General features: G+C 54.1%; 16 protein-coding genes and 1 riboswitch. Of the genes, 14 read left to right on the top strand and 2 right to left on the bottom strand.

The window, feature by feature from the left end:
* The first annotated feature begins 142 nt into the window (after positions 1-142).
* The 5 genes from NQZ67_RS18920 (at position 143) to NQZ67_RS18900 (ending at position 5,827) form a co-directional block, all read left to right on the top strand.
* The gene (locus tag NQZ67_RS18920) at positions 143-1,075 is read left to right on the top strand and encodes an ABC transporter permease (RefSeq protein ID WP_257448970.1); all 933 of its coding nucleotides are present in this window, start codon (positions 143-145) and stop codon (positions 1,073-1,075) included.
* Between the two features lie 31 nt (positions 1,076-1,106).
* Positions 1,107-2,018 (top strand): carbohydrate ABC transporter permease, encoded by a 912-nt coding sequence (locus tag NQZ67_RS18915; RefSeq protein ID WP_257448969.1) that lies wholly within the window; start codon positions 1,107-1,109, stop codon positions 2,016-2,018.
* A 78-nt stretch (positions 2,019-2,096) separates the two neighbouring features.
* Positions 2,097-3,704: an ABC transporter substrate-binding protein gene (locus NQZ67_RS18910; protein WP_257448966.1), complete on the top strand. Its 1,608-nt coding sequence runs from the start codon at positions 2,097-2,099 to the stop codon at positions 3,702-3,704.
* Between the two features lie 100 nt (positions 3,705-3,804).
* A complete protein-coding gene (locus tag NQZ67_RS18905; protein ID WP_257448964.1) occupies positions 3,805-5,154 on the top strand; it encodes a hypothetical protein in 1,350 nt (449 codons plus the stop codon).
* A 19-nt stretch (positions 5,155-5,173) separates the two neighbouring features.
* Entirely contained in the window at positions 5,174-5,827 is a 654-nt protein-coding gene (locus tag NQZ67_RS18900) for an SGNH/GDSL hydrolase family protein (protein WP_257448962.1), read from the top strand.
* A 78-nt stretch (positions 5,828-5,905) separates the two neighbouring features.
* Here the strand turns inward: NQZ67_RS18900 and NQZ67_RS18895 are convergent, their stop codons facing one another.
* Both NQZ67_RS18895 and NQZ67_RS18890 read right to left on the bottom strand, forming a co-directional pair.
* A complete protein-coding gene (locus NQZ67_RS18895; protein WP_257448960.1) occupies positions 5,906-14,302 on the bottom strand; it encodes an S-layer homology domain-containing protein in 8,397 nt (2,798 codons plus the stop codon).
* Between the two features lie 55 nt (positions 14,303-14,357).
* Positions 14,358-14,918 carry a hypothetical protein gene (locus NQZ67_RS18890; RefSeq protein WP_257448959.1) on the bottom strand — a complete coding sequence of 187 codons (561 nt, stop codon included), beginning with the start codon at positions 14,916-14,918 and terminating at the stop codon, positions 14,358-14,360.
* 224 nt (positions 14,919-15,142) lie between these two features.
* Between NQZ67_RS18890 and NQZ67_RS18885 the strand changes: the two genes are divergently transcribed.
* The 9 genes from NQZ67_RS18885 (at position 15,143) to NQZ67_RS18845 (ending at position 25,829) form a co-directional block, all read left to right on the top strand.
* On the top strand, positions 15,143-17,344 hold the full coding sequence (locus tag NQZ67_RS18885) for a GAF domain-containing sensor histidine kinase (protein WP_257448957.1): 2,202 nt from the start codon (positions 15,143-15,145) through the stop codon (positions 17,342-17,344).
* Positions 17,341-17,985 (top strand): response regulator, encoded by a 645-nt coding sequence (locus NQZ67_RS18880; protein ID WP_257448955.1) that lies wholly within the window; start codon positions 17,341-17,343, stop codon positions 17,983-17,985. The genes NQZ67_RS18885 and NQZ67_RS18880 overlap by 4 nt, the downstream gene beginning before the upstream one ends.
* 188 nt (positions 17,986-18,173) lie before the next feature.
* Positions 18,174-19,946 (top strand): glycerophosphodiester phosphodiesterase, encoded by a 1,773-nt coding sequence (locus tag NQZ67_RS18875; RefSeq protein ID WP_257448953.1) that lies wholly within the window; start codon positions 18,174-18,176, stop codon positions 19,944-19,946.
* A gap of 45 nt (positions 19,947-19,991) precedes the next feature.
* A riboswitch (ZMP/ZTP riboswitch) is annotated at positions 19,992-20,069 on the top strand.
* 57 nt (positions 20,070-20,126) lie between these two features.
* Entirely contained in the window at positions 20,127-20,840 is a 714-nt protein-coding gene (locus NQZ67_RS18870; RefSeq protein ID WP_257448952.1) for an IMP cyclohydrolase, read from the top strand.
* An 851-nt stretch (positions 20,841-21,691) separates the two neighbouring features.
* A complete protein-coding gene (locus NQZ67_RS18865; protein WP_257448950.1) occupies positions 21,692-22,423 on the top strand; it encodes a hypothetical protein in 732 nt (243 codons plus the stop codon).
* Positions 22,386-22,835, top strand: coding sequence for a hypothetical protein (locus NQZ67_RS18860; protein ID WP_257448948.1), 450 nt, complete (start codon positions 22,386-22,388; stop codon positions 22,833-22,835). The genes NQZ67_RS18865 and NQZ67_RS18860 overlap by 38 nt, the downstream gene beginning before the upstream one ends.
* 258 nt (positions 22,836-23,093) lie before the next feature.
* The gene (locus tag NQZ67_RS18855) at positions 23,094-23,924 is read left to right on the top strand and encodes a hypothetical protein (protein WP_257448945.1); all 831 of its coding nucleotides are present in this window, start codon (positions 23,094-23,096) and stop codon (positions 23,922-23,924) included.
* A 188-nt stretch (positions 23,925-24,112) separates the two neighbouring features.
* Complete coding sequence (locus tag NQZ67_RS18850) at positions 24,113-24,766, top strand: hypothetical protein (protein WP_257448943.1); 654 nt, start codon at positions 24,113-24,115, stop codon at positions 24,764-24,766.
* Positions 24,767-24,968: 202 nt separating this feature from the next.
* Positions 24,969-25,829, top strand: coding sequence for a TIGR02391 family protein (locus NQZ67_RS18845; RefSeq protein WP_257448941.1), 861 nt, complete (start codon positions 24,969-24,971; stop codon positions 25,827-25,829).
* Positions 25,830-25,945 lie beyond the last annotated feature (116 nt).

Here is a 25,945-nt window from a genome sequence, read left to right as displayed (position 1 = left end):
TGCGGCCGGAGTTTTTTTGTCGTTTTCCCCCAGAGAAGGGATGACTCCGCGGCTCGTTTACATCACGCAACTGCTTCAATAGATCATCGATATCGCTGGGGGGCTCGCCTATACTGGGATTAACAGAGAGGAGTGAACGCCGGTGAAGGAGAGAGCGGGATTTGCTTATTTCGTCCATGCTCTATGGAAATTCAGATTTCTGACGATCATGCTGATCCCTACGCTTGCCGTATTGATCGTCAACAGCTACATGCCGATGTTCGGAGTGTTCATCGCATTCAAAAATATCAATTATATCGACGGCATTCTCGGCAGTGCCTGGGTCGGCTTCAAAAACTTCGAGTTTTTGTTCACGTCCGGGTCGATCTGGAGAATTACGCGAAATACGGTGCTGTACAGTCTCGCATTCATGATCTTCAATACGGTCATCTCCATTGCGATCGCGGTCGCGATCAACGAGCTGCGGGGCCGGCTGGCCAAGGCTTATCAGACCTTCCTGATCATGCCGTACTTCCTGTCCATGATCGTCGTCAGCTATCTGGTGTACGCCTTCTTGAATCCGGACAAGGGGCTCATGAACGCCTCGGTTCTCGAATGGCTCGGTGTCGACCCGGTCTACTGGTATTCGGAGAAGGCCTACTGGCCGTACATTCTCATTCTGGTGAACGCGTGGAAGAACGTAGGCATCGGCGCGGTCATCTATATCGCGGCGATAGCGGGCATCGACAACGAATATTACGAAGCCGCCGTCCTCGACGGCGCGTCGAAATGGCAGCAAATCCTCCATATTACGCTGCCGATCATTCAGCCCATCATCATCATTCTGACGATTCTATCTATGGGCAGCGTATTCAATACCGACTTCGGGCTATTCTATCAGGTTCCAATGGATTCGGGCGCTTTGTACCCCGTAACCGACACGGTCGATACCTACGTCTACCGCGTGCTTATTGAATTGAACGATATCGGCATGTCGTCCGCCGCGGCGCTCGCGCAATCGGTGCTCGGCTTCGTGCTCGTCCTGTTGACCAACTCGGCGGTGCGCAAGATCAACCCCGATCAGGCTTTGTTCTAACGTTCTACGATTCCGACAAGAGGTGAAGCAGATGAGCAGTTCCGCCAGCCGGCGGGAGAACACGATCTCTCCCGTCGCCAATACGCTGTTGAACGGCGTATTCCTTATTCTATCGTTCTTGTGCGTCATGCCCGTTATTCTGGTGGTCATCGTATCCTTCACCCACATCGACGCCTTGGTGAACGACGGGTACCAATTCATCCCTAAGAAGCTGTCGCTGATCGCTTACGAGAGTCTGTTCAAGGACTACGGGACGCTCGTGCGGGCTTACGCCATCAGCATCGGGATCACGGTGTTCGGAACGGCGTTAAGCGTCATGCTGATGGCGATGTACGCCTATCCGATCTCCCGTCAGGATTACCCGTTCCGAACGTTCTTCACGTTCTTCCTGTTCTTCACGATGCTGTTCAACGGGGGCGTGGTGAGCAAATATATCATCTTCACGCAGACACTCGGCCTGCTCGATACGTACACGGCGCTGCTGCTGCCGCTGCTGATCGTCCCGTTCAACGTCATCATTATGCGCACGTTTTTCCAATCGACGATTCATCCCGCGCTGATCGAGTCGGCGAGGATCGACGGCGCAAGCGAATTCCGGATCTTCTTCCGGATCGTGCTGCCGCTGTCGCTTCCCGTCATGGCGACGATGGCTCTGCTCGGCACGATCACGTTCTGGAACGATTGGTTCAACTCGCTCCTGTTCATTCGATCCGAGGACAAATATCCGATTCAATATTTGATGCTGCGGGTGCTTAACGATGTCCAGTACCTGCGGTCCAACGTACAGCTGGCCGCGCAAAATCCGGAGATGATGAGCAATCTCCCGGACGAGTCGCTGCAGATGGCGCTGGCCGTCGTATGCATGGGGCCGCTTCTGTTGATTTATCCGTTCTTCCAAAAATATTTCGTCAAAGGCCTCACCGTCGGCGCCGTCAAAGGCTGACCCGGCTGCGGTAGTCTCGGCGACAGGTGAATGCCCGCGCGCCGTGCTATATTATTAGACTAAATGGAGGGTTATAAGATGAGACAAAAAAATCCATTCCTGCTTGCGCTCGCCATCATGCTGGCGGCCGTGCTAGTCCTTCAAGCCTGTTCGTCCGGCGGCAACGGGAATAACGAAGGCAAGACGAACGATGCGGCGTCGAGCGCCCCAAGCGAATCGCCAAGCGGGGACAATGCCGCGGCTGCGCCGGCCGCATCCGAGCTGAAGCCGTATCAGGTGTCCATCGTGTACTTCGGCACGCCTCAGGCAGACGACGGCCTCGTCGAAGAGAAGCTGAACGAATTTTTCAAAGAAAAGATCAACGCCACCGTCAAGCTGCAGCCGATCGCTCCGAGCGACTATCAGAACCGGACCGAGCTGATGATGAATACCGGAGAGAAGATGGACCTCGTCTTCACGACGTCGTGGCTGAACTACTTCGGCAACGTGACGAAAGGCGCGTTCCTGGAGCTGGATGAGCTGCTCGAGAAGCACGGTCAAGGCATTAAGCAAGAGCTGCATCCGCTCTATCTGGAAGCGCCGCGCATGAAAGGCAAGCTGTACGCCGTTCCGACGAACAAAGAAATTACGCAAGGGCAATCGTTCACTTACCGCAAGGATATCGTCGACAAGTATAGCATTCCGATCGACACGATCAACAAGTGGGCGGATCTGGAGCCGTGGTACGAGAAGATCGGCAAGGAAGAGCCGGGGCTGACGAATCTGTACTTGGCCGGCGGCTCGGGCAATGCGGGCGGCGGCATTCACATGATGTTCGAGACGAACTCCAACTACCGTCCGATCGGCCCGACGCCGGGCAAGACGCAGATGTTCCTCATGGATTACACGTCCGAGGACATGCAAGTGAAGACGATACTGGATCCCGAGCTTGTGGATATTAACAAGAAAGAGTTCGAGCTGTTCCGGAGCTACTACGAGAAAGGCTATATTAACGCCGATGCGGGAACAAGCAAGACCGACGCGGCGGATCTGAGACGCCAAGGCAAGCTGTGGATGTCGTCGGGCGTGTGGAAGCCGGGCTCCGACATCGAGATCAAGATCGCCGACAACAACCAGTTCGATTACGTGTCGCATGTCGTGACCGAGCCTATCGTAACAACGGATCTCGCCACCGGCTCGATGTTCTCCATCTCGAGAACGTCCGAGGATCCGGAGCGTGCGATGATGGTGCTGAACTATCTGCATACCGATCCTTACGTCATCAATCTGATCGTGCACGGCATCGAAGGGAAGCACTACAAGAAGGTCGGCGACAACCGGATCGAGCCGATCGCGGATTCCGGCTACGGATCGACGGCGCTGTTCTGGGTCATCGGCAACCAGATGCTGAACTATCTCAAGCCGGGCCAGCCGGACGATCTGTACATCAACTGGAAGAAATTCAATGACGAGGCGGTTCGCTTCCCGCTTATGGGCTTCGTCTTCGACGATTCCAAGGTGAAGAACGAGATCGCGGAGCTGACGGCCGTTGTGTCGGAATACAAAATCCTGGCCACGGGAGCCGTCGCGAATCCGTCCAAAATGATCGACGAACGCAACGCGAGGCTGAAAACCGCGGGCATCGAGAAGGTGCAGGCCGAGCTGCAGGCACAGATCGATACATGGCGGCAGGAGAACAACAAGTAGAGGCGAGGCAACAGCCGGGGAATCCCCTACGGGAGCTCTCCGGCTTCCTTGAATAAACGACCGTGCTCCCAGGTGCGGGACAAGAGAGGAAGCGCATAACGTGAATCCGGAAAAATTGATCTATACTTTCGTCAGCTTCGCGACCCATGTCGATCAGAGCTGGGGGCATGGAATCGCGATCGACGGCATCGATATGACGGCATCGATCGCCCATAAGCACGGCATTCCGGTCACCTGGATCGTCAACGCCGGATCCGCGCCGGTGCTCGCCGAACGCATTAATCGCTGGCATGACGAATACGGGGACGACGTCATCCTGCAGACGCCGTTCTACGCCGACGAATCGGAGCATTCCCGGGCGAAATTACGGGAATCCCTGGAGGAAGGCTGGGCGGCCTTGCAGGAGGCTTTCCCTTGGGCGAAGACGAAGATCGTGGTCAGGGGCAATATTTACAAGGATTTCGTCGAAGTCGCGGAGGAGCTGGGCTTCCAGGGCATATGGGGATATTGCTGGGAGCAGGTATGGTGGGATAACATCACCCACAAGGGCATCCCATGGGGCTCCTGGTACATCGACGGCGGCCGGTTCAAGGCGCCGCATCCGGGCAAGGGCAAGCTGGTCGCCAGCGAATGGACGGCCCGCGATCTGCACGCGACGTATCATTCCGGCAGTCCGTGCATCTACTCGACCGACCCGAACGACGTGCTGCGCGCGGGCTTGTGCACGGGAAGCAACATCGAGTATTGGAAGAAGCTGTTCCATAATTATTTGGACAATACGGCGAATAACGAAGAGGTGTATTTCCTGCAGCAGCAGGAGGGACACGAGATGGAATTCACCGACCGGTTCGCCGTCTATCCCGCCTCTCATGTCGAAGAATGCGCCGGCATGCTCGATCTGTTCTTCGAGTATATCTCGCAGTATCCGATTACGCGGACGACGCTGCCGCTGGCGATCGAAGCGTATCACGAACGTTATGAGCAGACCGCGCCTTCGTACATGCTGACCCGCGATACGCTCGCCCGTCCCGAAGTGAACGAATATACGATGACGATGGGCGGAACGGCCGCCGGGCCGTGGCCCGACACGTTCCAGTATTACGACGCCGAGTGCCAGATGGCTTTCGTCGAGGGCATGTGCACGCCGGAGCGGCTGCGCAATTACGTCGGCAAAGGCAATATGGCGAGCGAATTCGAGGAGGACGTACCGCAAGTATTCGTGAGCGGCTACGAGAAGAACGGGAACGTGATCCGCATGACGTTCGAGATCGGCCATTGGCCTCCGATGCCGTTCGGCCTTGCTTATTGGGACGATCTGCAAGGGTATTCGGTCCGCTCCTGCTCGTCAGGCGTGGAGACGAAGCTGATCCAGGATCGGCTCGCGTTTCTGCGTTTCAATCTTACGGGTGCGCCTGCGAAGATCGAGCTGGTGCTGGAACGGCGGAAGTGATAAGCGGAGGAGGATGGACATGGCGGGCAAGGGAAAGACGATTTTGTTCCAAGGGGACTCCATTACCGACGCGGGTCGGCCAAGGGAAGAAGGTTCTTCGTCATTAGGGCAAGGTTATGTCAATCTGATTGCGGGCAAGCTTGGTTACGAGCTAGCGGAATCCCGCCATCGCTTCGTGAATAGGGGCATCGGAGGCAATCGCGTCTCCGATCTCTACGCGAGGTGGAACGAAGACGCGATTCATCTGCGACCGGACGCGATCAGCATTCTGATCGGGGTCAACGACGCATGGCGCATCGTGCGCAAGCTGCCGGAGGGAGCGACCGACCGGTTCGAGCGCGCTTACCGCCACCTGCTCGACGAGACGAAGGAGATTCTGCCGGACGCGGGGCTCATTCTGTGCGAGCCGTTCCTCCTGCAGGCCGGTATTGCCGTGGAAGGATGGGAAGAGTGGCGCAGCCATCTGGACGGCTATCGGCGAATCGTCTCGACACTCGCGGAGCAATACGGCGCCGTCTTCGTTGCGCTGCAGGAGCCCTTCGATCAGGCGGCCTTACGGACCAATCCTTCGTATTGGCTGAGAGACGGCGTGCATCCCACCGCGGCGGGGCACGAGCTGATCGCGAGGGAATGGATTGGCGCCGTGCAGCGGAGTCCGCTCGCCTTGTCGTAATCTGAGTACGCGAGGGAACAGCAAGTAAAATGAAAGGCTGGCGCATCCCTGATGGAGCGCCAGCCTTTCGTATTTGGGTTAAGCGTCAGCTTCCTGGGTCAGTAACTCCATGATGCGCAAGAGCAAAGCCCCTGCTTCGGCACGGGTCGTGTTCGCGCCGGGCTTCAGCCTGGAGGAGTCGTCGCCTCTCAGCCAGCCTTCATGCGCGGCGGCGGAGATTGCATCCCTTGCCCAAGCGGACACGGCTGCGGCGTCTTGGAACGGGCGCAGCGTCTCGTCCGCGGAGATACCGTTCTCTGCGTTGTAGCCGAGCAGCGTCGCTGCTCGGACAAGAAGCGTGACCAGCTCTTCGCGGGTAATCGGTTCATTCGGACGGAAGCGGCCTTCCGAGCCTTTGACGAGACCGAGCTCGGCCGCCGCCCGAACGTCCTCCGCGTACCAAGCGTCCGTCCGGACGTCGGAGAAGCCGGTTCCGGCCGTCGTCGCTTCCGCCGCACGCGTCGCTGCCGGACGAGCAATGCCTAATTGCTCGATCATATTCATCAGCATGGTGGCGGCTTCCGCTCTCGTTAGGCTTCGGTTCGGCTCGAACCGGCCGGGCGCGACACCTTGCACGATATGGCGGCTGAGCAGAATCCCGATTTCGGGCTTGCTCCAATGCGAGTTCAGATCATCCATTCTTGGAGTGTAACGCATAATGGCGTATTCGCCGTCCAGCTCCGGTTCCGAAGTCAGGAAGCCGGTTCCATGCAGAACGCCGCCGCCCACGTAGGTCCAGCCCCCATCGGCGCCGGGATCCTTGCGATACAGCCCAAGCTCTCTAGGGGAGAAGTCGATTAGAATGAGCGGATCATGCGTAATCGTAAGCTTCAATCTGCCGCCTTCCTGCGCCTTGCCGCTGCTCTCCAGCCTGTAGGTCGGCGAATAACGGATGTAGTCGTCCGATGGCTTCGATTCGTCGTCCTTAAGCTCCGACCACTTCACCTGCACACCGTCAGCATATATGCCGTGCGGAATCATCAGCTTCAGCCGTCCTTCGAACGCTTCGAACCTGCCGCCTTCGGAACCGATCTCCCACTTGCCGGCTGCACCGGGATCCGGCTTCTCGCCGCCGGTCTGGCCGCCTCCCTGATTCGGATCGGGATTTCCTCCCGAGGAGGGGGCGGTTGCAGCTGTTACGACGGCGGCGGCCGAGAAATTGCCTTCATCGTCATAGGCGGTTAGCGAAATCGTATACCGCGTGGATGGCTTCAGTCCTTCAATGGAATACGATTGGGAACCGGGCCGCACTTGAACCGATTGGCTGTCGGCCGGCCGATCGGCTGGGAACCAAGACAATCGCAGTCCGGCTAAATCCTCGGCGAGAGGATCGTTCCATGTGACTCGAAGCCTGCCGTTTCCGGTGTCTGACGCTTCTACTTGGCCCGCGGCCAGCGGAGGCGTCAGATCGGGTCCAGGCGCGTATTCTTCCAGCCGGATGCAGCCGCAGTTCGACTCATTGCCAGACAGATCGACGGAAGTAACCTGGAAGTCATAAACCGACCCTGCTTCGAGCCCCTCGATCTCGGCCCAATGCTTTCCTTTCTCTATGGCTATCGGAGCGGAGTAAGCGGCGGAGCCGGCCGTGCGGTAGCGGATATACGCGCCGTTCCCGTCCGCCTCTTCCGGGCTTTCCCATACCAATATAGCCGTTGCGCCTTCCATGCTTCCCGTGAGATTCTCCACGGCGGACGGCGGCGTGTCGTCGGATGCAAGAGAGGTGAAGGAGCTCAAGTAGGGAGCGTCCAAAGCCGTGCCTGCGTAGCTGGCCAGCTGGCCGCCGACGAGGAGCTCGTATTCGACTCCGGAAGCAAGCGGCGTATCCGGCGTGAAGACGATGGCCTCCGTCAAGCCCAGTCCTTCCGGCGATTGCTCCGGCTGCTTGGCGGTTACGCTGCCGCTTACCGGCTGCCCGCCGCCGCTTCTCGCAACGGAGACCGAATCTTCGCTTACCGACTCGACCAGCATCGGCTTAGTAAAGCCGATCTCGACCGACCGGCCCCCGGGCTCTGGCAGCACATAGCTGACCTCCGGCGGGGCATAGGATGTAAGCGGAATGTTTACTTCGAAGCGGGGAGGAGGGACTTCAAGCTCGTCGCTGTAAGCCGTCTCGTAGCCGTCCTTCTCGTAACGCACCTTCCACATGCCCGCCGGGACATCCCAGCCGTAGCGCCCTTCGCCGTCCGTCCTCTGGGGATTGATCTGGCCGAACCACTCCGCGTCCCATACCTTCCATTGGCCGTCCTCGAGGTACAGCGCGGTTGCCGTTGCACCTTCAATCCGGTTGGAAGGGAGCCCTTCGTAGACGTATCCGCTTGGATCCCAGATATAGACGGGATCGGCATCGGGCGCCTTCCATGGTTTCACCTTGCTGCAATCGTACTGCTTCAGATGATCCTCCAGCTCTTTGAGCTCATCCTCGATAATCTGGTCCAGCTCCTTGCCGGCCCATTGCGACTCGCCCCAGAAGAGGACGGAGCCCCAGCCCGGGAGCAGATTGCCGATACCTCCGATAACGGTCTTCGCAATCTCGTGGGCGGCGATGTCGAAGCGGATCTGCAGCGCCATGTTCGTATAATATTCGGCAGCTTGCGTATCGCAGATGTTGCGTGCGATCTCCAGATCCTTATCTATGCGCTCGAATACTCCCGGGTCCAAGACGGAGTTGACCGTTTTCCAGGTATCGTATACTTTCGTTCCTTTATCCATCGCGTCAATGGTCAGATTAATCGTTGTGCGCGCCGTATCGGAGAGGGCAAGCTTCGACGTGTTCGAACTCCCTTTGGCGACGACGTTTCCGGAATCTCTGCCCGGGAAATAGGCGGACAAGGACATCTCCGCCGGTCCGCCGCTTTGCGAGCGGCTGAACGACAATCCATATACCGAGCGTCCAGACCGCTCGGCTCGCAGGATGTCCTGCTCGCTTGGTTCGAAGCCGGGGACTTCTTCGCGGGCGAGCTTCACGTTCGCCCACACGCCTTCGGTCAGCTCGATTCGCGTCTCAAGGGAATTCGGGGCTACCGTCCGGCCGTCCGGCGTCTTCTCGCCCGCGGATGCCGCCCATTCCGTCTCGAAGCCCGCGAGCGATTCGGGCAGGGTGTTGCGGATATACGCCTCGGAGGGCGCGGGCTCGTAAAGCTCGCTCGGATCCGATTGGGTCTGGTAGGTCACGTAGAGCGGCCCGAGCTTCTCCGGGAATCTTACGACGGCGACGTATTCGTCTCCGTTGCGTTTGGCTTCCACGCTTCCGGAGCCGAATTGCACCCTGACGTCATAGACCCGATCCGGATCGCGGAAGGTTAGACGGAAGGTGAACGGGTTGCCCGGCTCGACGATATACGGGAAGACGGCGGTGCCATCCTCCGGCTTGAACGTCTTCAGCTCGCCGCCCCCGGCCATCTTCATCGAGATCTGCTCCAGACCGGGATCATCCGTTATAAATTGAACGACGGCGTTCTGTCCGGAGAGGCGCTTGCCGGCAAGCGTCGTCTCCGTCCGCAGGCGGTGGAAGCGCATGCCGTTATCCGGCAGCTCAACGCTCATCGACCAAAACCCTTGCGGGGAAGCGGCTGCCCGGCCGAGCGCGAGCGTATCGGCGTAGACCGTTACTTCTTCGCCGGGGGGCGCATAACCGCTTACTCGAATGCTTCGCCGGGTCGTCTGCTCGGGCGCGCGCAAGGTAGCCGCATACAGCTGAACCTGTACGTCGCCGATTCGTTCCTCCTTCGTCCCGCCATCGCCGTCATATCGGATTTTCGCCGAGATGAAGGCGGACTCGGCGAGACTATTCTCGTCGATGCGCAAGCGGAACCGCGCAAAGCCGTTATCATAGTGCTCGATTAGACCCATCGGAATATCGAGCAGCCGGCCGACCGGAGCTGCGGCAAGGGGGCGGCCGTTCAAGACAAGCGAGCCTGCTTCCAAGGACGTCTCGGGCGGCAGCTCGACAATTAGGCGCGCATTCGCCGCGGCACCGCTCGGGAGTCCCGTATTATTGTAGGTGACTCTCACATCGACGGAGCCGCCTTGGGCGATTTGATCCGTCGATGCGGTAATCGCGTTGCCGCGCAGGCCTCCGAATTTGCCCTTAGGTTCCAGCCGTATATTGCCAAGCTGCAGCCGTTGGCCTTCGGCGATCGTGAACTGTACGGCCCCGGTGAACTCCGCGTTTTCGTTGATGATCATGTTGTACGTGCCGGGCTTGGAGAGCTTGACGGTCCTGCCGGGAGGACCGACATCGGCGTAATCGTAATAGGACTCCGTGCTGCCGTCCGTCCGAATGAATGCCGCGCGAACGGAGCGTGCGACCGATCCGTCGGGATTAAGCGCCTGGAACGAAACCTCCGTATCCAGATCCTCCAGCCGGAATTCTAAGGCTGCTTCATTATTCTGATCCAATGTCGCCAGCTGGCACGTCGTAGGCAGTCCGTCCGCGGCACCGCTCACGCAGAGACGCACCGTGTCGCCGGATACGGCCCGAACTTCGAGCGGGTCGCCCGCTGCCATAATGGGATAAGAGGCGTGGATAGAATAGTACCGCATCAGCGACGGGTCGATCTCGAGCGGTCCCTCCCAATTGCCGCCGTCCTTGCGTATGAACAGCTTAAGGCCGATGCGGCCGTTTTCCATCAGCCGCAAATCCGCGGTTTCCGTTTCTCCGGCGGCAACGCTGGTTTTATGAAGAGGGGAGAGCGATCCCAGTCTTTCCTGGTAGCTCGTTGCCCTTACTTCTACGTCCCCGGCCGGGAGCGAGAGCGTATACGTGCCGTTCGCTTGCGAGATGGCATCATACACCTTCGAGTAGCCCTCTTGAACGACGGTCGCCCGGACGTTAACGCCCTTGGCCGGCGTTCCGTCCTTGGCATAGACGGTGCCCGACAGCGTAGCCTGCGGCCGCTTCGTCAACACGGCATCGGCGGTTAAGGAAGGCCGGTCCATGACGGCTTCGACGGTTGTCGGCGCGTAGTCCGCGTTCTTCGGCGTAATGCGCAGCCGAACGGTAGTGTCGGCCTTCGCGCCAAACGTGATGCTGTACGAGCCCCAGGTTTCTCCGCTTGCGAGCGCCTGCCCTTGATCGTCGACTAGCGTATATTTGGCTTCCTGCAGTTTGCCGGCTTCGTCCTTGACACTGCCGCTCAGCGTCATTCGGTAGGTCGGTATGATTTCCGCATCGTATACGGTTCCGGGCTTAGCGGCTTTGATGTCGGCCTTCGTCGCTACGATCGGCCCTGTACCGGATGTAAGCGAGATCGAATAAGGATAGGATTCGCTGGTGAAAGGGACATCGAATGCATAAGTCGTCTGGTTTGCGCCCAGCGTCGTTCGGTCCGTATAAAATTTGCCTGATCTGTCGTTGAACTGCAGGTACAGCGAGCTTCCGCCAAGCGTCCCGGACCATTCCAGACCTTCGGGCGTTCGGATGGAGGTCCGAATACGGGCCGCTATTTGCTTCCCGACAGGATAAACGGTATCGGACCACGTATCGCCGATTTGAATTCGAATCGAGTCGATACGAACCATTCCTTCTTCGACCAGGAACGGGGCGCCTTCGTATTCGCCGGGACTAACCTCGGTGAGAGGAATCAGCTTCTCGGCGTTCTCGGTCGACATGCCGCTGCCCTGCAAGGTGTGCAAAATTTTGGCTTGGAGAGCCAGGCCGGGACCGGCCGATGCCCGTACGATGCCCCGGCTTCCGATAACGGGAGCGGCCGACCAGGCGGGTCCGACCTCGCGGTCGAAATCGAGACTGACAGATTGCACCGTGTCTTTCTTGCTCTCCAGCCGGAAGATGAGCCCGTTTGTTCCAAGTCTCAGCGACAGGCTCTGAGCTTCGGCCGGCATATGCGTGTTCGGAGCCTCGACGGATACCAGGATCCGCGCGCCTTCGCGGCCGCCGCCGGGGAGAGAAGCATGGCCGGAGGCATCCGTTACCGTCTCGGCAATCAGACTGCCGGAGGAATCGCGGAAGAAGACGGGAACCCCGGACAAAGCGGTGCCCTCGCGTTCGTCCAGCACGCTAATATTTAGATGAGCTAAATATTCGGGGGACAGCGTAACAGATGTCGGCAAGCCGCTCTGGGTAATTACTCCCGATTGGCTGGCAAGCACCACTTGCCCGTCAGGACTGACCAAGGAGACGGACAGCTCCGTCCGGGGCGGACCGAACAGCTCGTATTGCATCTGAGAAGAGCTGATGCTCCATTCTCCGACGTTCTCGCCCGGCGCTTGGATGAGCAGACGGGCGAGATCGAGCCGCTCCGGCCGGTCCGCATAAATCTCGATATTGAGGATGCCGGCAAGCTCGGGCAAGGATGCGAGCGCTTTGCCTCCCGAGGCCGCGCCGGCCGGCTTCACGACGATCGACTCCACCTCCGTTATGCCTCTCGTCAATTCGAAGCTGCCCCGATAGGTTTCGGGCGCGCGGGCATCCGCCGACAACGGGACGGACATCTCCTGCATCTCCGGCACATTCGCCGACTTGTAGCGGATGACGGCTTCCACGGTCTGATCCTTGCGGCCGTAGGCCACGAGATCGATCTCGCCGCCCGGCTTTATGAATTGTCCGATCTTGTGCTCGCCATCGGCCGTCCATGAGGCGGAGACGATCGGATCGCCGCTGCCCGCGTCGCCGCAATCGCCGAAGCACGAAGTATAGATAGCGTCTTCGTACCAATAGGCCACGCGGTTGCCCGCGGAGTCGATCACGGGCGCCCAAGCTTGACGCGCCGGATTGCCGACGCGGGTCACCTGGCCGGTCTCCCGGTCGAACCTTTCGATATAAGAGCGCACGCCGGGGAGCTCGGGATCGTAGTCGCTCACGCCGGAGAAGACGTATTGCCCGTCGCCGCTGATAGCCGTTCCGCCATCGTACGATTTCCGGTCCAATTGGTCAGGAGGCGCATTCAGGTAGAGACTCGTGTCCGTTCCCTCATCGACATCGAGGAGAAACACTCTCTCGAGGTAGCTGTCCGCAGCGCGCGTATAAGCGATGTAACGGCCGTCAGCGCTAATGCTTATGTTTCCGCTGCTGCTTTCGTGGGGGAAAAAGCCTGCGAGGCCGTCTTCAAGCAAGCTGTACACCGCGATCGCATTGGAGCCGGGCGGCACCTCTTCGCCGCCGTCCAGATTGGACGCTTCCGTCAGGAAGGCGATCGTATGGCCATCTTCGCTTATGACCGGATTGCCGTTCCATGCGGCCGAGGGCTCTCCGCCGCTGGTTCGGCTGATCAGCCTTCGCTGGCTGGGGTTGGCCTGATCATAGAGGTAGACGTTGCCGTTATCGATGTAAGCGATCCGCATCCCGTCCCCGCTGATCGAAGGTTCGCCTGCGGAAGAATCGGGTTCGGAGACGAGCATTGTCTCTCCGGACGCTGAATCATGCCGATACACATGACGGAGTCCTGGGGCGGCATCGTCCGGCGCGTAAGCTCCCCGAGCGACGAATGCGGTAACCGAGCCGTCCGCGCTAGTGGACGGTTCGAGTACGACGTCGTTCCAAGGCTGTCCCTCGGATTTGACGCTGAGCAGCTTCGTTTCCTTCGTCTCCGTATCGGCCGCGTACAGATTGCTTGGCCGGAGCGAAGGCTTCAGCTCGGCAGTCCCGCTGGCAGCCTCCGCCTTTTCCGCCAGCCGGGTATCGACGTAGGCCAGCGTGGAGCCGTCGGCGCTCAGCGCCGTCTCGGACTGCCGATTATGCAGGAAGCTGACCCCCTCGACGAGCTTAGTCTCGGATAGCGGCGACGTTCCCGCGTAGAGGAATGCGCCGGGTGATTCGTTGCCGGCGTCATCCGCGACGCGAATGTCGTAGACGTAGGAGCGGGAAGGCTCCAGTCCTTCGAAGGCGTATGAAGTCTCCTGCGTCTCGGCGAGCAGTCCGCCGTTCGAATCATAGATCCGGTAACGAATCGGCTCCATGACCGAATCCGGCGGCGACCAACGCAGCAGGAGGGACGTGTTCCCGATCAAATCCCATGCCGGTTCTATAATATCCCCGGGTACGGAGCGATCCGCGATCACGGTCATTCGCTCGGAGGGCGGACTCACTGCGCCCTCGAGCTCCGCAACCGCCTCCAAGGTATAAACTCCGTCCGTATCCAGATAAAGCGATATGGAGAACGAACCGTTCTCGTCCGCGAACGTCTGATCATAATAACCGGGCTCCTGACCATCGAACCCGACGTACAGCGTAACGGCGGCGTTCGGCGCCGCCGTGCCGGCCACCATCAAGTATTCTCCCGTGGCGTAAGCCGGGAGGCCGGTCAATTCCGGAGCGCCGGAGGCGGATAGGGAAGAGGCGGATGTCTCCGCCGCCTCCTGGATCGGAGCCGCAAACCCGCTGATCGGAGCGGCGACAGTGGTCAGAAGGATGGAAGAGGCGAGGGCGGCCCCGAATAGCCTGCGGAGAAGCGGGCTCCGGCGTGCTGCCAGATGTTTCATATGGCCCAAGCTCCTTTCCAGTCCGATGTGAAGAGGCTTATTTTACGCGCGCTACTCATACTGCTACTCCTTTGTCTGCCGACTGCCCGGCGTTAAGCCGGCCTCTCCAGATGCAGTAGCCCATGGCGATGTAAGGAAGCCCCCAGAACAAGGCGAACCATTCCGTCCAAGGCAAGGCGAGCGCGAGGACGTTCGCGATCATCAGCATAATGACCCAGCGCGGGAACACCTTCGCTCTCCAGGACAAGATCGGCAGCAGCACCGAGCCGCCGAGCACGCCTGCCGAAGAGACCATGCCCGTGACAGCGATGAGCAGGCCGTCCTCTTCGCCGTAGTGGCCGTAATGCAGCTTCCCCCAAAGGATGCATGCCGTCAGCAGGTTCCCTATCATGATGAAGACCGCCGTAATAAATCCGAGAATGCCTGTTTCTCTGGACTGCACCAGGAAAAAAGCGATGCTGAAAATCGCCATGAGCACGCAGGCAATCAGCCCGAACGTCAGCTCCTCGGGGCTGTCGCTCCCCCATGCGTAGCTGGATGGCGTCATGCCGATTCTCGCGATGCCCGCAAGCAGGCACCCGAATCCCAGCCATTTGATCACTTGCTCCGCTTTCATTGTTATTCCTCCCGCAACTATGAATTTGTTTTCCGTTCGTAGTGTAGGCCACGCGAATTCCCTCGGGATAGAGCAACGTTCCCGGCCAAGGCGGGAAATCCGGCGGGACTATTCGGGAAATGCGCTTTGACGGCTAGGGAAATTGCTTGCGGCTTCTATTCAGCGCAGAGGGAAGTTGCTACAATGGCTATAATCTGGTAGAGACAGCGAGGAGGAGCGGTTAGATGGCAAGAATCAGCCCGCAGACGAACGGGTCCGGGGTTCAGCCTGCAAGGATACGGCGGATAGAGGGCGCGGCGAGGCTGCTTCTGCAGCTGGCGGTTGCGGTATTCGGCTTGGTCACGCTGCTCGTCTACCTCTCATTCATTCCGGATTACTATGACGTTCTGGTTAATAAGTGCGTTCTCGCAGACTGCGGCTTGGCCAGCCCCGCGCCGCCAACGACGCTTGCTCTGCTCGAAGCCGCGGGACATACGCCCGGCAGCTACGCGCTGCTATACGTGCTGATCGACAGCTCATTCACGCTGCTGTTCGCCGGATCCGCGATCGTGATTGCCGCGAAGGCGCGGCAGGAGCCGATGGCGCTGCTCGCATCGGCCATGCTGCTCGCGTTCGGCGCGACCTTCCCGCAGCTGGTGCATGCATCGGCGGATTCCGACTTTTGGCGAATGTACTTCTCCTTGGCGGCGGCGATTGGCTGGATTACTTTGTTTCTGTTCTTCTGCATGTTCCCGAACGGGAAGCTCGTTCCGAAGTGGACGTTCGCGCCAATCGCGCTGTTCGCTTTCATCCAGCTTAGCGGCGTGTTTCTGCCCGGAACGCGGACCGATCATCACGAGTGGCCGCTGCCGCTGCAATTATTGTTGTTCGTTGCGCCTATCGCAACCATTCTATATTCCCAAATTTATCGTTACCGGAAGCTGTCGACGCCGGAGCAGAAGCAGCAGACCAAATGGGTCGTGTACGGCCTAGGCGTCGGACTGACGGCGTTCATCGTCATTAGCGTCCTATTCGAGCCGAGCTATTACCATACGCCGATGGCATTCGTATATTTGAACGCCGCGCTTCATCTGTTTTTGTTCATCATCCCGTTTACCCTCACTCTGGCTATTCTGCGCAAGCGGCTGTGGGATGTGGACCCAGTCGTTAGCCGTACGATCGTTTACGTCTTGCTGTCGGCCTCAATCATCGGACTGTACAGCTTCACGATTTTTTATTTGAACCGATTGTTCGGAACGGAGGATCGCGCCTTAACGTCATTGGCGGCCACGCTTGCCGTTGCGCTGCTGTTCGCTCCGCTTAAGGATAAGCTGCAGCGTTTCGTGGACCGGCTGTTGAAAGGAAGGCATAACGATCCTTACGGCTTGCTCGCCGAGCTAAGGGGTCTTCTGGCGGAGCCGTCACCGCCGGAGGCGATGCTGGATAAGGTCGTACGCTTTCTTCGCAAGGAGCTTCGCATCCCTTACGCGGCGATTCTGGTAGAAGTGAACGGGCATGACCGGGTGGTGGCGGCTGACGGGGAAGGACGGGAGGAAGACGCGGCCGGCAGCCTGACGTTCCCGATCGTCCACCGGGGCAAGGAGGTCGGAGCGTTGATCGCCTCTCCACGCGCAGGAGAGACGTTCAGCGCGGACGACCGGCGCTTAATCGACGTGCTGCTTGGGCACGCGGGTCCCGTCGTCGACAATTTCACCATGACGAGAGGCATGAAGCTGCTCGCCGAGGATTTGCAGCAGTCGCGCGAGAAGCTCGTGCTCGCGCGGGAGGAGGAGCGGAGAATGCTCCGCCGCAATCTGCATGACGAGCTGGCTCCGAGGCTCGCGTCGCTCGGACTGAACGCGACGGCGGCGGAGATGTACGTGAAGCGGGACCCGGAAGCGGCATCGGAGCTGCTCGGCGAGCTGCGCAAAGTGATTCGTTCTACCGTGGAAGATATCCGTACCCTCGTAAGGGACATGCGTCCCGCCAGTCTCGACGAATGGGGGCTTGCGGGCGCGATCGGGGAACGGATTCGCGAGCTGTCGAAGCCGCTCCAGGTAGCGGGCAGAGGCGGCCGGCCGGCTGGCGGGCTCCGGATCGAGCTGTCGACCGGAGAGCTGCCGCCTCTGCCCGCCGCCGTCGAGGTGGCGGCATATCGAATCGCAACGGAGGCGATAGCCAATGCGGCGCGTCATTCACAAGCCGCGAACTGTACGGTAAAGCTGGAGATGATCTCAGGGAAACGTCTATCCATCGATGTGAGGGACAATGGAATCGGCATCGATGAGAGACGGCTGTCATCCGTAAGGAAAGGGATCGGAATCGGCTCGATTCGCGAGCGCGCGGCCGAGCTCGGAGGATATTGCGTCATCGAGCGCATGGAAGAGGGCGGCACCCGGGTATACGCCGAGCTGCCCGTTATATCAGAAGAGGGGACTCAGCCATGAACATTCTAATCGTTGACGATCATCCGCTCTATCGGAACGGAATTCGTAATCTGATCCAAGCGACCGACGATCTGACGGTTGCGGGAGAAGCAGGCAGCGGCGAAGAGGCAATCGAGCTGGCCGAGCAGCTGCGGCCCGATCTCGTGCTGATGGACATCCGGCTGCCCGGAATGGACGGCATTGAAGCGACTCGCATCATCAAGCAGCGGTTTTCGGACATACACGTGCTGGTATTGTCCATGCACAAGGACGACCAATCGGTGTTTCCGGCGATCAAAGCCGGAGCCCGAGGCTATTTGCCGAAGGAGTCGGACGGCGCCGAGCTGCTCCAGACCATCCGCATGGTGGGGAACGGGAGCGCCGTATTCGGGCCGGACATCGCCTTGCGTCTTGCCAGTTATTTCGAGGATCCTCCGGAGCCGGAGGGCACGCTCTTCGACGAGCTGACCGGCAGGGAGAAGGAAGTGCTTCAAAGACTGGCGGCCGGAGACAGTAACGCCCAGATTGCCGCGAAGCTTGGCCTCTCCGTCAAGACGGTCGCGAATAACGTCACGAACATTCTGAACAAGCTGCAGGTTGCCGACCGGCACGAAGCCCGGCTTCTGGCCAAGACCATGGGCGAAGCGGGGCTCGGCGAGTAAGGTTTGGTACGGCTGTAGCCGCGCGCTCTCTTCGGAGGGCGCGCGGCTTTTTTTGATGAAATCAGACTTTTTACAGTGATTTCCTTATGTATTTTTCGAAAAAATGAAATAATGATGAAAGCTCCTTATTGCGCGCAGGGGCGAATATAATAGAGGCATAACCTTCGGGATAGATAGGATGAATGGCTATGTTCAGGCTGCTTGGCAGAAGCATCAGAGATTTCTACGCTACATACCAGAAGCTGCTGGTTTTCGAATATTTGTACATGCTGCTTACCAGCTTTGTCATTATTCCGGTAATTACGTTTATTTTCAACCGTATTCTGACGGTGGTGGGCTCCGGCTCGCTGCTGAACAATGAGGTGTACCGGCTCGGGTACAGCTACGAGGGCGTGATCGGGCTGACGATGATCGGCATGGTCGCTTCGTTCGCCGTGTTCATCGAGCTGTGCGTGCTCATTATTATGGTGCAGCAGCATTATTTCGGCAGGGAGGTCGCGATCATCGATTCGCTGCTGACGACGCTGCGCCAGACACCGCGATTGCTTGGATTCGGCGTCGTACAGCTGATCGTCTTCCTGCTCGTGCTTATTCCGTTTATCGAATCGCCGATGTCCGCGTCGTTCTACGCCTTGTTCAACGTGCCGATATTCCTGCAAAGCAAGGTGCTGAACGCGCCGATCGCGATGACCGTCGTGTATGGGCTGATCGTGCTTATTACGCTGTATATCGTGCTGCGCTGGATCTTCGTGCTGCACTTCATCGTGCTGGAAGGGAAAACGATATCCGAAGCGATTCGCAGCAGCTTGGCTCTAACGCGCGGCAGGCAGCTCCAGCTGTTCCTCTGGCTGTTCCTGCTGAACGCCGTCGTCTTCGGAACGGGCTTCGCGGCCATCTCGTCGCTGTCCTATATGCCCGCATGGCTCGACATCAACGTGCTCAAAGCGTTCACGGATCACAACTCGCTTACGCTCTCCACGATCCTGACCTATATGTTCGCGCTGCTGCTCATGCCGGTCAATATCATTTTCTTAACGCGAGTGTATTACAATTTCGCCCGCAGGCAGGGGAAGCTCCCCGAGGACCGGCTTACGATCTATCGCAGCGGACTCGGCAGGCTCGAGAAGCGGATCTCCAGCTATGTATTCGTGAGAAAACGGACGAGACTGTTATACGCTTCGGCCGCCGTCGTTTATTTGGGGCTGGCGCTGTATGTCGGCTTCAAGTCGAATGACAGTCTCGTCTATGCCAAGTGGGGGGTGTTAATATCCGCGCACCGGGGCGATGCCGCATCGGCGCCGGAAAACTCGCTCCCATCCGTGCAGGCCGCCATCGAAAACGGCATTACGTCGGTCGAGCTGGACGTGCAGCTGACCAAGGACGGCGTCGCCGTCCTGAATCATGATTACGATCTGAAGCGGGTGACCGGCCACGCGGTGCGCGTGTCGGACTTGACCTACGACGAGCTGAGGAGCTACGCGATCGGACGGGACGAGGAAGGGAACGCGATCCCGATCCCCATGCTCAGCGAGGTGCTGGCGGAGGCCAAGGGGCGGATTAAGCTGCTGCTGGATTTGAAGCCGTACGGACCCAGCGAGGAGCTGGTGCAGGAGGTCGTGTGGACCGTCGAGCAGTTCGAGATGGAGAGCGACGTGTACATTCAATCCTTCGACAGCGAGACGCTCCGTCATATTAGGGCGATCGCTCCGGACATTAAGATCGGGCAGATTCTTTATTTTGCGCTGGGGGACCTGACGGAGCTCGACGTCGACTTCTATACAATCGAAAAAGTGATGCTGACGGAGCAGCTTGTCGAGCAGGCTCATGCGAACGGCCGGGAAATTTGGGTATGGACGGTAAACGACAGGCGCAACATGATGGAGGTTCTGAAATTCCGCGTGGACGGGATCATTACGGATGAGCCCGCGCTCGCGCAGTCGCTTGTCGAGGTTGATTTGTAGGAATGGCTTCGGCCGTCTAATTGTGATATGATTAGCGGTAATTTACAGCTTGCATGTGACTGGCGCTGCATGGGGAACCATGAGGGAGCATGCGAGTAGCGGCCGTACGCCTGGGCAGAGGTAAAGGGTTCATTCCCTTTGCCTCTTATTTTTTGCGAAGAAGATGTGGAGGAGATGGGGATGACGGTGAAAACGGTGCAAAGCGAATGTTTCGAAAAGGTGTATCCGGGAAGAACGTTGATCGTGGGCATGACGCCTTCGGGGGCGCATTACGCGCAGGTGTATTGGATTATGGGGAGGAGCGCGAACAGCCGCAACCGGGTATTCGAGCTTGCGGGCGACGGCGTCAGGAATAAGGCGTACGATCCGGCTTTGATGGAGGATCCATCGCTCATTATTTACGATCCCGTCCGCAGCTTAGGGGATTTGCACATCGTGACGAACGGGGATCAGACGGACACGATCTGCGACGGTTATTTGCAGGGTCTGAGCTTCCAGCAGTCGCTGATGTACCGCGAATTCGAGCCGGACGCTCCGCATTTCACGCCGAGAATATCGGCCGTTCTGGACGCGGGCAAGAAGACGTACACGCTCTCCATTCTGAAAACGGCGGGCAACGATCCTTCGGTATGCCAGCGCCAGTTTTTTGATTACAGCGGGTTCAAGCCGGGCATTGGCCATTGCATCCACACCTACGATTCGGAGCAAGAAGGCCTGCTGCGTCCGTTCCAAGGGGAGCCGTTCGAGGCGCCGCTATTCGATTCGATCGAGGAGACGGCGGATTTTTATTGGAACGGAATTAACGAAGACAATCGGATCGCGATTCTCGTTAAACATATCGACGCGTCTAGCGGGGAAGTTTCGTTTGCGTTCCGGGATAAGCATGGGAAGTGAAGTGACATCTAGAGCCTAACCGCTGCTTGAATTTTATGCAATTCCCGAGCGGTGCTATGAAGGACGCAGGTGCATATTAATAAGTTGGAACTGCCGAAGGCATCGGGAGGCTGCAAAGTCGTAATAGACTTAGCAACCTCCTATTTTTCTTTTTCCAATATATGTACCTGGTGCTATAATGAGAGTAACTGAGATAGGTAGAAATCCCTATTATGAAACGTGATGAAAATCGCTGGCCGTTCAATTGCTGAGCTTCTCTGCCGCCGGAGTTGAGAAGCTACGGGGGCGACGGTAGGGAAGTGGCATCCTGACGAGGAGATTTAGTCCATCCCGTATACGCTGGATATGGTGGAGCGGCATATAGCCGCAGATCGAGACGGAGCAGCGTCAAGACGATTAAAGCGTACCGTAGTCAGGTCGAACGGTTTCTTGCGTCTGGAGGCGATTAGGCCTTACATCTTGTCGATGATGGAGCGCGGCTGCTCGCATGCGCATGTGAAGCAAGCGTTAAGCGCCATCAAATTTATTGTCAAAAGATACTGCAGCTGCATGATGCGACAAACTACGTCAGGTCGAAGAGGGAAAGCAAGCTTCCGCAGGTGCTTCTTTCCACAAGGTCATTTTTATTAAGGCGAAAAAGACTCGGTATAGCTAATTCATGAAGGTATTAACTTTGGCTAACACTGCACTCACGCATTGGGGCTTGCACGACTTGTTCGCAAGAAGCACATTAAAGGGAGTAGAATCAGCGGACATGACCAAATCTTCGACCCGGCGGTTGAGCCAGTGAGGGCTCGTAAATTCATCAAATTTAGCTGAAATCCCCTAAAAATAAAGAGGAGAAATGAAAAATGAATTTTTCAACAATTTGGAACTGGCAGATAGAACCTTTGCCTATATTAATTTCACTATTAGTTTACTTTTTACCTGTTATATGGAGGGAAAAACGTAGTGATGCTTACACTCCACTATATTTTTCGATATATCCATTGGCTAAACTTAATGTTCCCTTATCACGCTATTTAGGTAAAAGCTATTTATATGATTATTTTGATGAGGAAGATGCAGAAAAAGAAAAAAAGGTAATGAAAATAAAAAGTGTATATTCTGCAATAATTTTTGTGGTTGTAACCCCTGTTTTCATATCTGTCATTTGGACATTATATTTGACAGAAAAACAATTCTATATAGTAGCTGCATTTGTTTTACTGTCTATATTATATAGATTTATTAAATCTACTTATTTTTTTAATCATTACACTTATATACCTAGAAGAAAGTTGATTGGAACCTTTTATTTTCTAATACTATTGATTTTTTCTTATATATTAATTAGAAGCCATTTATGGATTAGTCCATTATTACAAAAAAAAGAGTATTTAAAAATTCTTACTTCCGCTGGTGATTTTATTTTAATTAATATCGTTATTAACATTTTGCTTGTAGCGATAATAATTCCAACTTTAATTTCCATAGTTTTTAATAAAGATGAAAGGAAAAAAAATCTTGAGGGAACCAATGCATACAAGCAGGTCGGAGCTTCATATGATTCTGAGATTATTAATGAAAATAAATATTTCTAGAAATAATATCCCCCTTGCTATAATGATTGTCGAGAATGAATTTCGTCCGTTTATTGTTCGACTAATTGAGTATTTATATTTGTTCATATGCTTACGATTTAACAGAGAAAAAGCACTAAATATCTCAATTGGAGTAGCTCAAGTGAAATATAAATATTGGTTGGAGTATTATACCGGGACTGATAATTATAGCTCGTTTTATAACATTTTCTTTTTTGAAGATCCAATAAAAAATTATGATCTTGTAGAGTGGTATCTTAACCAAAGAAAATTCAGAAATAGCATTGAGATTAGTGAAATATACACAGGTGCAAAAAATATTTATTACGCAAATAAAATTGATAAGGCAATGATTACAATAATCAATATTCAAAGACTTGGTAGACACTTAAAAAGTGGGGACATCAGCTAACACCGTATTCACGCTGCGTCTCTATCGCTCCTTGACCGGACCGAAGTAGAAAGAAGTTTCGGTGAATTAGATTCAGTAGCAGAGAAGCAATTTCAACCAGTCAACCTTGCACTGCCTAACCGCGTCATGGCCATTCTCTACGGTCGTTTAAGACAGTGAAGGTTCGTGAGTACGAGAATTTTATAAACAATTTAATATAAACCAAATTTATACTAAACACATTCCGAATATATTATCTATTATCCGCAGGAGGTTAAGATGGGATTCTTTCGATCTAACAGACTTGATGAAAGGCAACAAGGTTTGGAAAAGCTAAATCAACTTAGAAATAATAGAAACAAGACTCTAGTAATACATTACTCTTGTGAATCATTCTTTAATATTGAAGGAAGAACTCCTCGAGTAACAAGTATATGCGTTAAGAACAGAGCAAGTGGTGAAACAAAGGCTTTTTCTATTCATTTACAGGCTCAATTCAAGAAAATTAACCTTGTAAATGCAACAGTACAGGATATTGATCTATTAGAAAAAGAAATGCTGTCCGAATTTAATTTATACGTAAAAAAACATAATTTGTATTACTGGGTTCATTGGAATATGAGAAATGCAAGTTATGGCTTTGAAGCAATAGCAAATAGATGCAGGATAGTTGGTGGTAAGACTTTTTCTATAGAAGATGAACATAAATATGATCTTCCTGATTTACTTGGGAAGTTATTTACCTATAAATTCGTTGAACACAAACCATCAGGTCAATTGTTGAACATGTCAAATTTAAATACAATTTCTACAAAAGATGCACTTACTGGGTTGGAAGAAGCCACAGCATTTAGTAACAACGATTATCTAAAATTACATATGTCAACAATGAGAAAGGTTGAAATGATTGATAGAATTTTGACCTTATTAGAACAAGGGACAATAAAGCAAAAAACAAAGATTAGAGATATTTATGGACTTAGCTTATTAGGAGTATTTGAAATAGTGAAAAACACTCCGTTCATGTTAGTAATCTGGTCACTTCTAGTTTTTATACTAGGAGCTGCAATGGAACCCGTAATACAGAGAATATATGGAACAGCAAACTAAAAACATGTTTGAAAGGGGCTTTCATTTATTGGGAAAGTGATTTCACGGAAGTATGCAATTGTGTATAACACCGCATTCACGCATCGGGACGCTGCCGGCTCGGTCGCCTGTGGTGACAGTTGATAATCTCAGGCGACAACCCTGCATTGGCTAAGTTTTATGTTATGACATAAGAGGAGAACGAGAGCATGAGTCAGATAACAAAACCAAAAAGCAATCTTAAAGAATTAATTATAGTTTCAATTATAGGTGCAATAGTTCAAGGTACCTGTGGTTATTTTTGGGGATATAGTGGTTTGATTGTCTCCTTTTTATTGTTTTTTGTGGCACTATTTTTTAGGATGTTTTCATTGGAACTTCATGGGGAAACTACTAGAATGATTTTTGTGAGTTATATCATGCCACCAATATTTTCAATAATACTGCGATTTTTCATTGTCACCGGATTGTCAATCAAAGATAATCCTGTTTTATCCGTAGCAGGTGTTCTGATACTACTGTCTATGTGTAGTTTTTTTCACCTGTTTTCATATAATAAATGTTGTAATGAATCAAAGAAAAAGATATCCGCATATAAAAGTGGGTTTTACAATGGACATCGTATAAACAATAAAGAATTAAGAATTAAAAATGAGATTAAAGTAATTGAGGGATTACAAGAGAAAATTAAGTTTGCAACAAATTATGCCATGTTTGTTTTAGGCTTTATTACTCTAATCTTTAAACTGGCAGGATATCAAGACAATAATATCTTTCTGGTTACTATCACTTATTACTTATTGTTAGTGCTTTTTATACAAACATTCACTGAACAAAGACTATCAAATATTAAAACACATTAGAATTAAATCAATTACAAAACTAGGTAATCAAAGGAGCGACGAACGTCATATAACTCCATAATTACGAATCGGGCCACTCGGCCTTAGGCCCGGCAGAAGCTATTGGCTAGGTGCTTGGATAGCCGGACACATTCAACTTTGTTGGACGTCGTGAATATACGAAACGTTACCGGAAATTTTTTTGAAAAGGAGTGTTATGAAGTTGTTCCCAAGTAAATTGGCCAAGTTGAGAATACAAAAAGTCAGTAGTAATTATTCATCTGCTGGATACTTAGAAAGAAATAGAATAATTGAAGAAATGAATGGAAGAGGGCTCTTACATTCTGGAATGACTTTCTCCCGACTTTCAGATCTGGTCACTAAACAAGCTAATGATGGAGCACTAGAATCTTTAGTTATTCTGAAAGATGATATCTTAAGTCAACCGAGTGAAAGGCAAATAAATATCAAAAAACTAGATTCAATTATCATAGAGGTTTATGATAATTTAATTACTTCCGGAAATAGTATGCTAAATGAAATGTTAAGTAGGCTAGGATCAGAAGGCTTAAATCAAACTCACGAAATTAGAGTAAATGCTGGAAGAAAGAATTTGAGAAGTGAAGTGGAGCTGGTTCAAGAAGAAATTAGAAGTATGTCAACAGATATAGCAGAAGAACAAAACAAACCTCGCTCCCCATTAACTATTGACAACTTGCACGAAAATGTAATGAGAGTTTCAAAAGACTATTATAAGGATGGGCATTATCGTGCTGCAGTACTTGATACATATATTGATTTAATCAATCGAGTTAAAGTGATCTCAGGAAGAACAGATATTGACGGAAGTCCCTTAATGCAACAAGTTTTCTCTCCAAAAAATCCTCAATTATTAGTTTCGGATGATTCGGATGAACAACAGGGATTTATGTGGCTTTTCTCAGGTGCAGTAATGGCAATCAGGAATCCCAAAGCGCACAGAATTGTCGAAATAACAGATCCTCAAAGAACTTTAGAATGGCTTGGATTTGCCTCTGTACTTCATAGAGTACTAGACGATATAGAGAATGTAGGTAATTCATAGAAGACAGCAACATCCGATAACACTATATTCACTCTTAGGGTTCGGATTTATTATTCTTGCACTACTCACATACATCTCGAATAACTTCAAGAAAAAGTAAGAACACACTAAATGGT

Origin of the sequence: Paenibacillus soyae, assembly GCF_024623455.1 — a bacterium.
Classification (GTDB): domain Bacteria; phylum Bacillota; class Bacilli; order Paenibacillales; family Paenibacillaceae; genus Pristimantibacillus; species Pristimantibacillus soyae.
This window is presented reverse-complemented; position numbering and strand designations above follow the sequence as displayed.

Excerpts from the sequence above, each read along its gene's own strand:
- NQZ67_RS18875 (WP_257448953.1), top strand. The coding sequence starts at position 18,174 with ATGTTCAGGCTGCTTGGCAGAAGCATCAGAGATTTCTACGCTACATAC.
- NQZ67_RS18860 (WP_257448948.1), top strand. The coding sequence starts at position 22,386 with ATGATTCTGAGATTATTAATGAAAATAAATATTTCTAGAAATAATATC.
- NQZ67_RS18885 (WP_257448957.1), top strand. The coding sequence starts at position 15,143 with ATGGCAAGAATCAGCCCGCAGACGAACGGGTCCGGGGTTCAGCCTGCA.
- NQZ67_RS18895 (WP_257448960.1), bottom strand. The coding sequence starts at position 14,302 with ATGAAACATCTGGCAGCACGCCGGAGCCCGCTTCTCCGCAGGCTATTC.
- NQZ67_RS18890 (WP_257448959.1), bottom strand. The coding sequence starts at position 14,918 with ATGAAAGCGGAGCAAGTGATCAAATGGCTGGGATTCGGGTGCCTGCTT.
- NQZ67_RS18880 (WP_257448955.1), top strand. The coding sequence starts at position 17,341 with ATGAACATTCTAATCGTTGACGATCATCCGCTCTATCGGAACGGAATT.
- NQZ67_RS18865 (WP_257448950.1), top strand. The coding sequence starts at position 21,692 with ATGAATTTTTCAACAATTTGGAACTGGCAGATAGAACCTTTGCCTATA.
- NQZ67_RS18910 (WP_257448966.1), top strand. The coding sequence starts at position 2,097 with ATGAGACAAAAAAATCCATTCCTGCTTGCGCTCGCCATCATGCTGGCG.
- NQZ67_RS18855 (WP_257448945.1), top strand. The coding sequence starts at position 23,094 with ATGGGATTCTTTCGATCTAACAGACTTGATGAAAGGCAACAAGGTTTG.
- NQZ67_RS18870 (WP_257448952.1), top strand. The coding sequence starts at position 20,127 with ATGACGGTGAAAACGGTGCAAAGCGAATGTTTCGAAAAGGTGTATCCG.
- NQZ67_RS18915 (WP_257448969.1), top strand. The coding sequence starts at position 1,107 with ATGAGCAGTTCCGCCAGCCGGCGGGAGAACACGATCTCTCCCGTCGCC.
- NQZ67_RS18900 (WP_257448962.1), top strand. The coding sequence starts at position 5,174 with ATGGCGGGCAAGGGAAAGACGATTTTGTTCCAAGGGGACTCCATTACC.
- NQZ67_RS18850 (WP_257448943.1), top strand. The coding sequence starts at position 24,113 with ATGAGTCAGATAACAAAACCAAAAAGCAATCTTAAAGAATTAATTATA.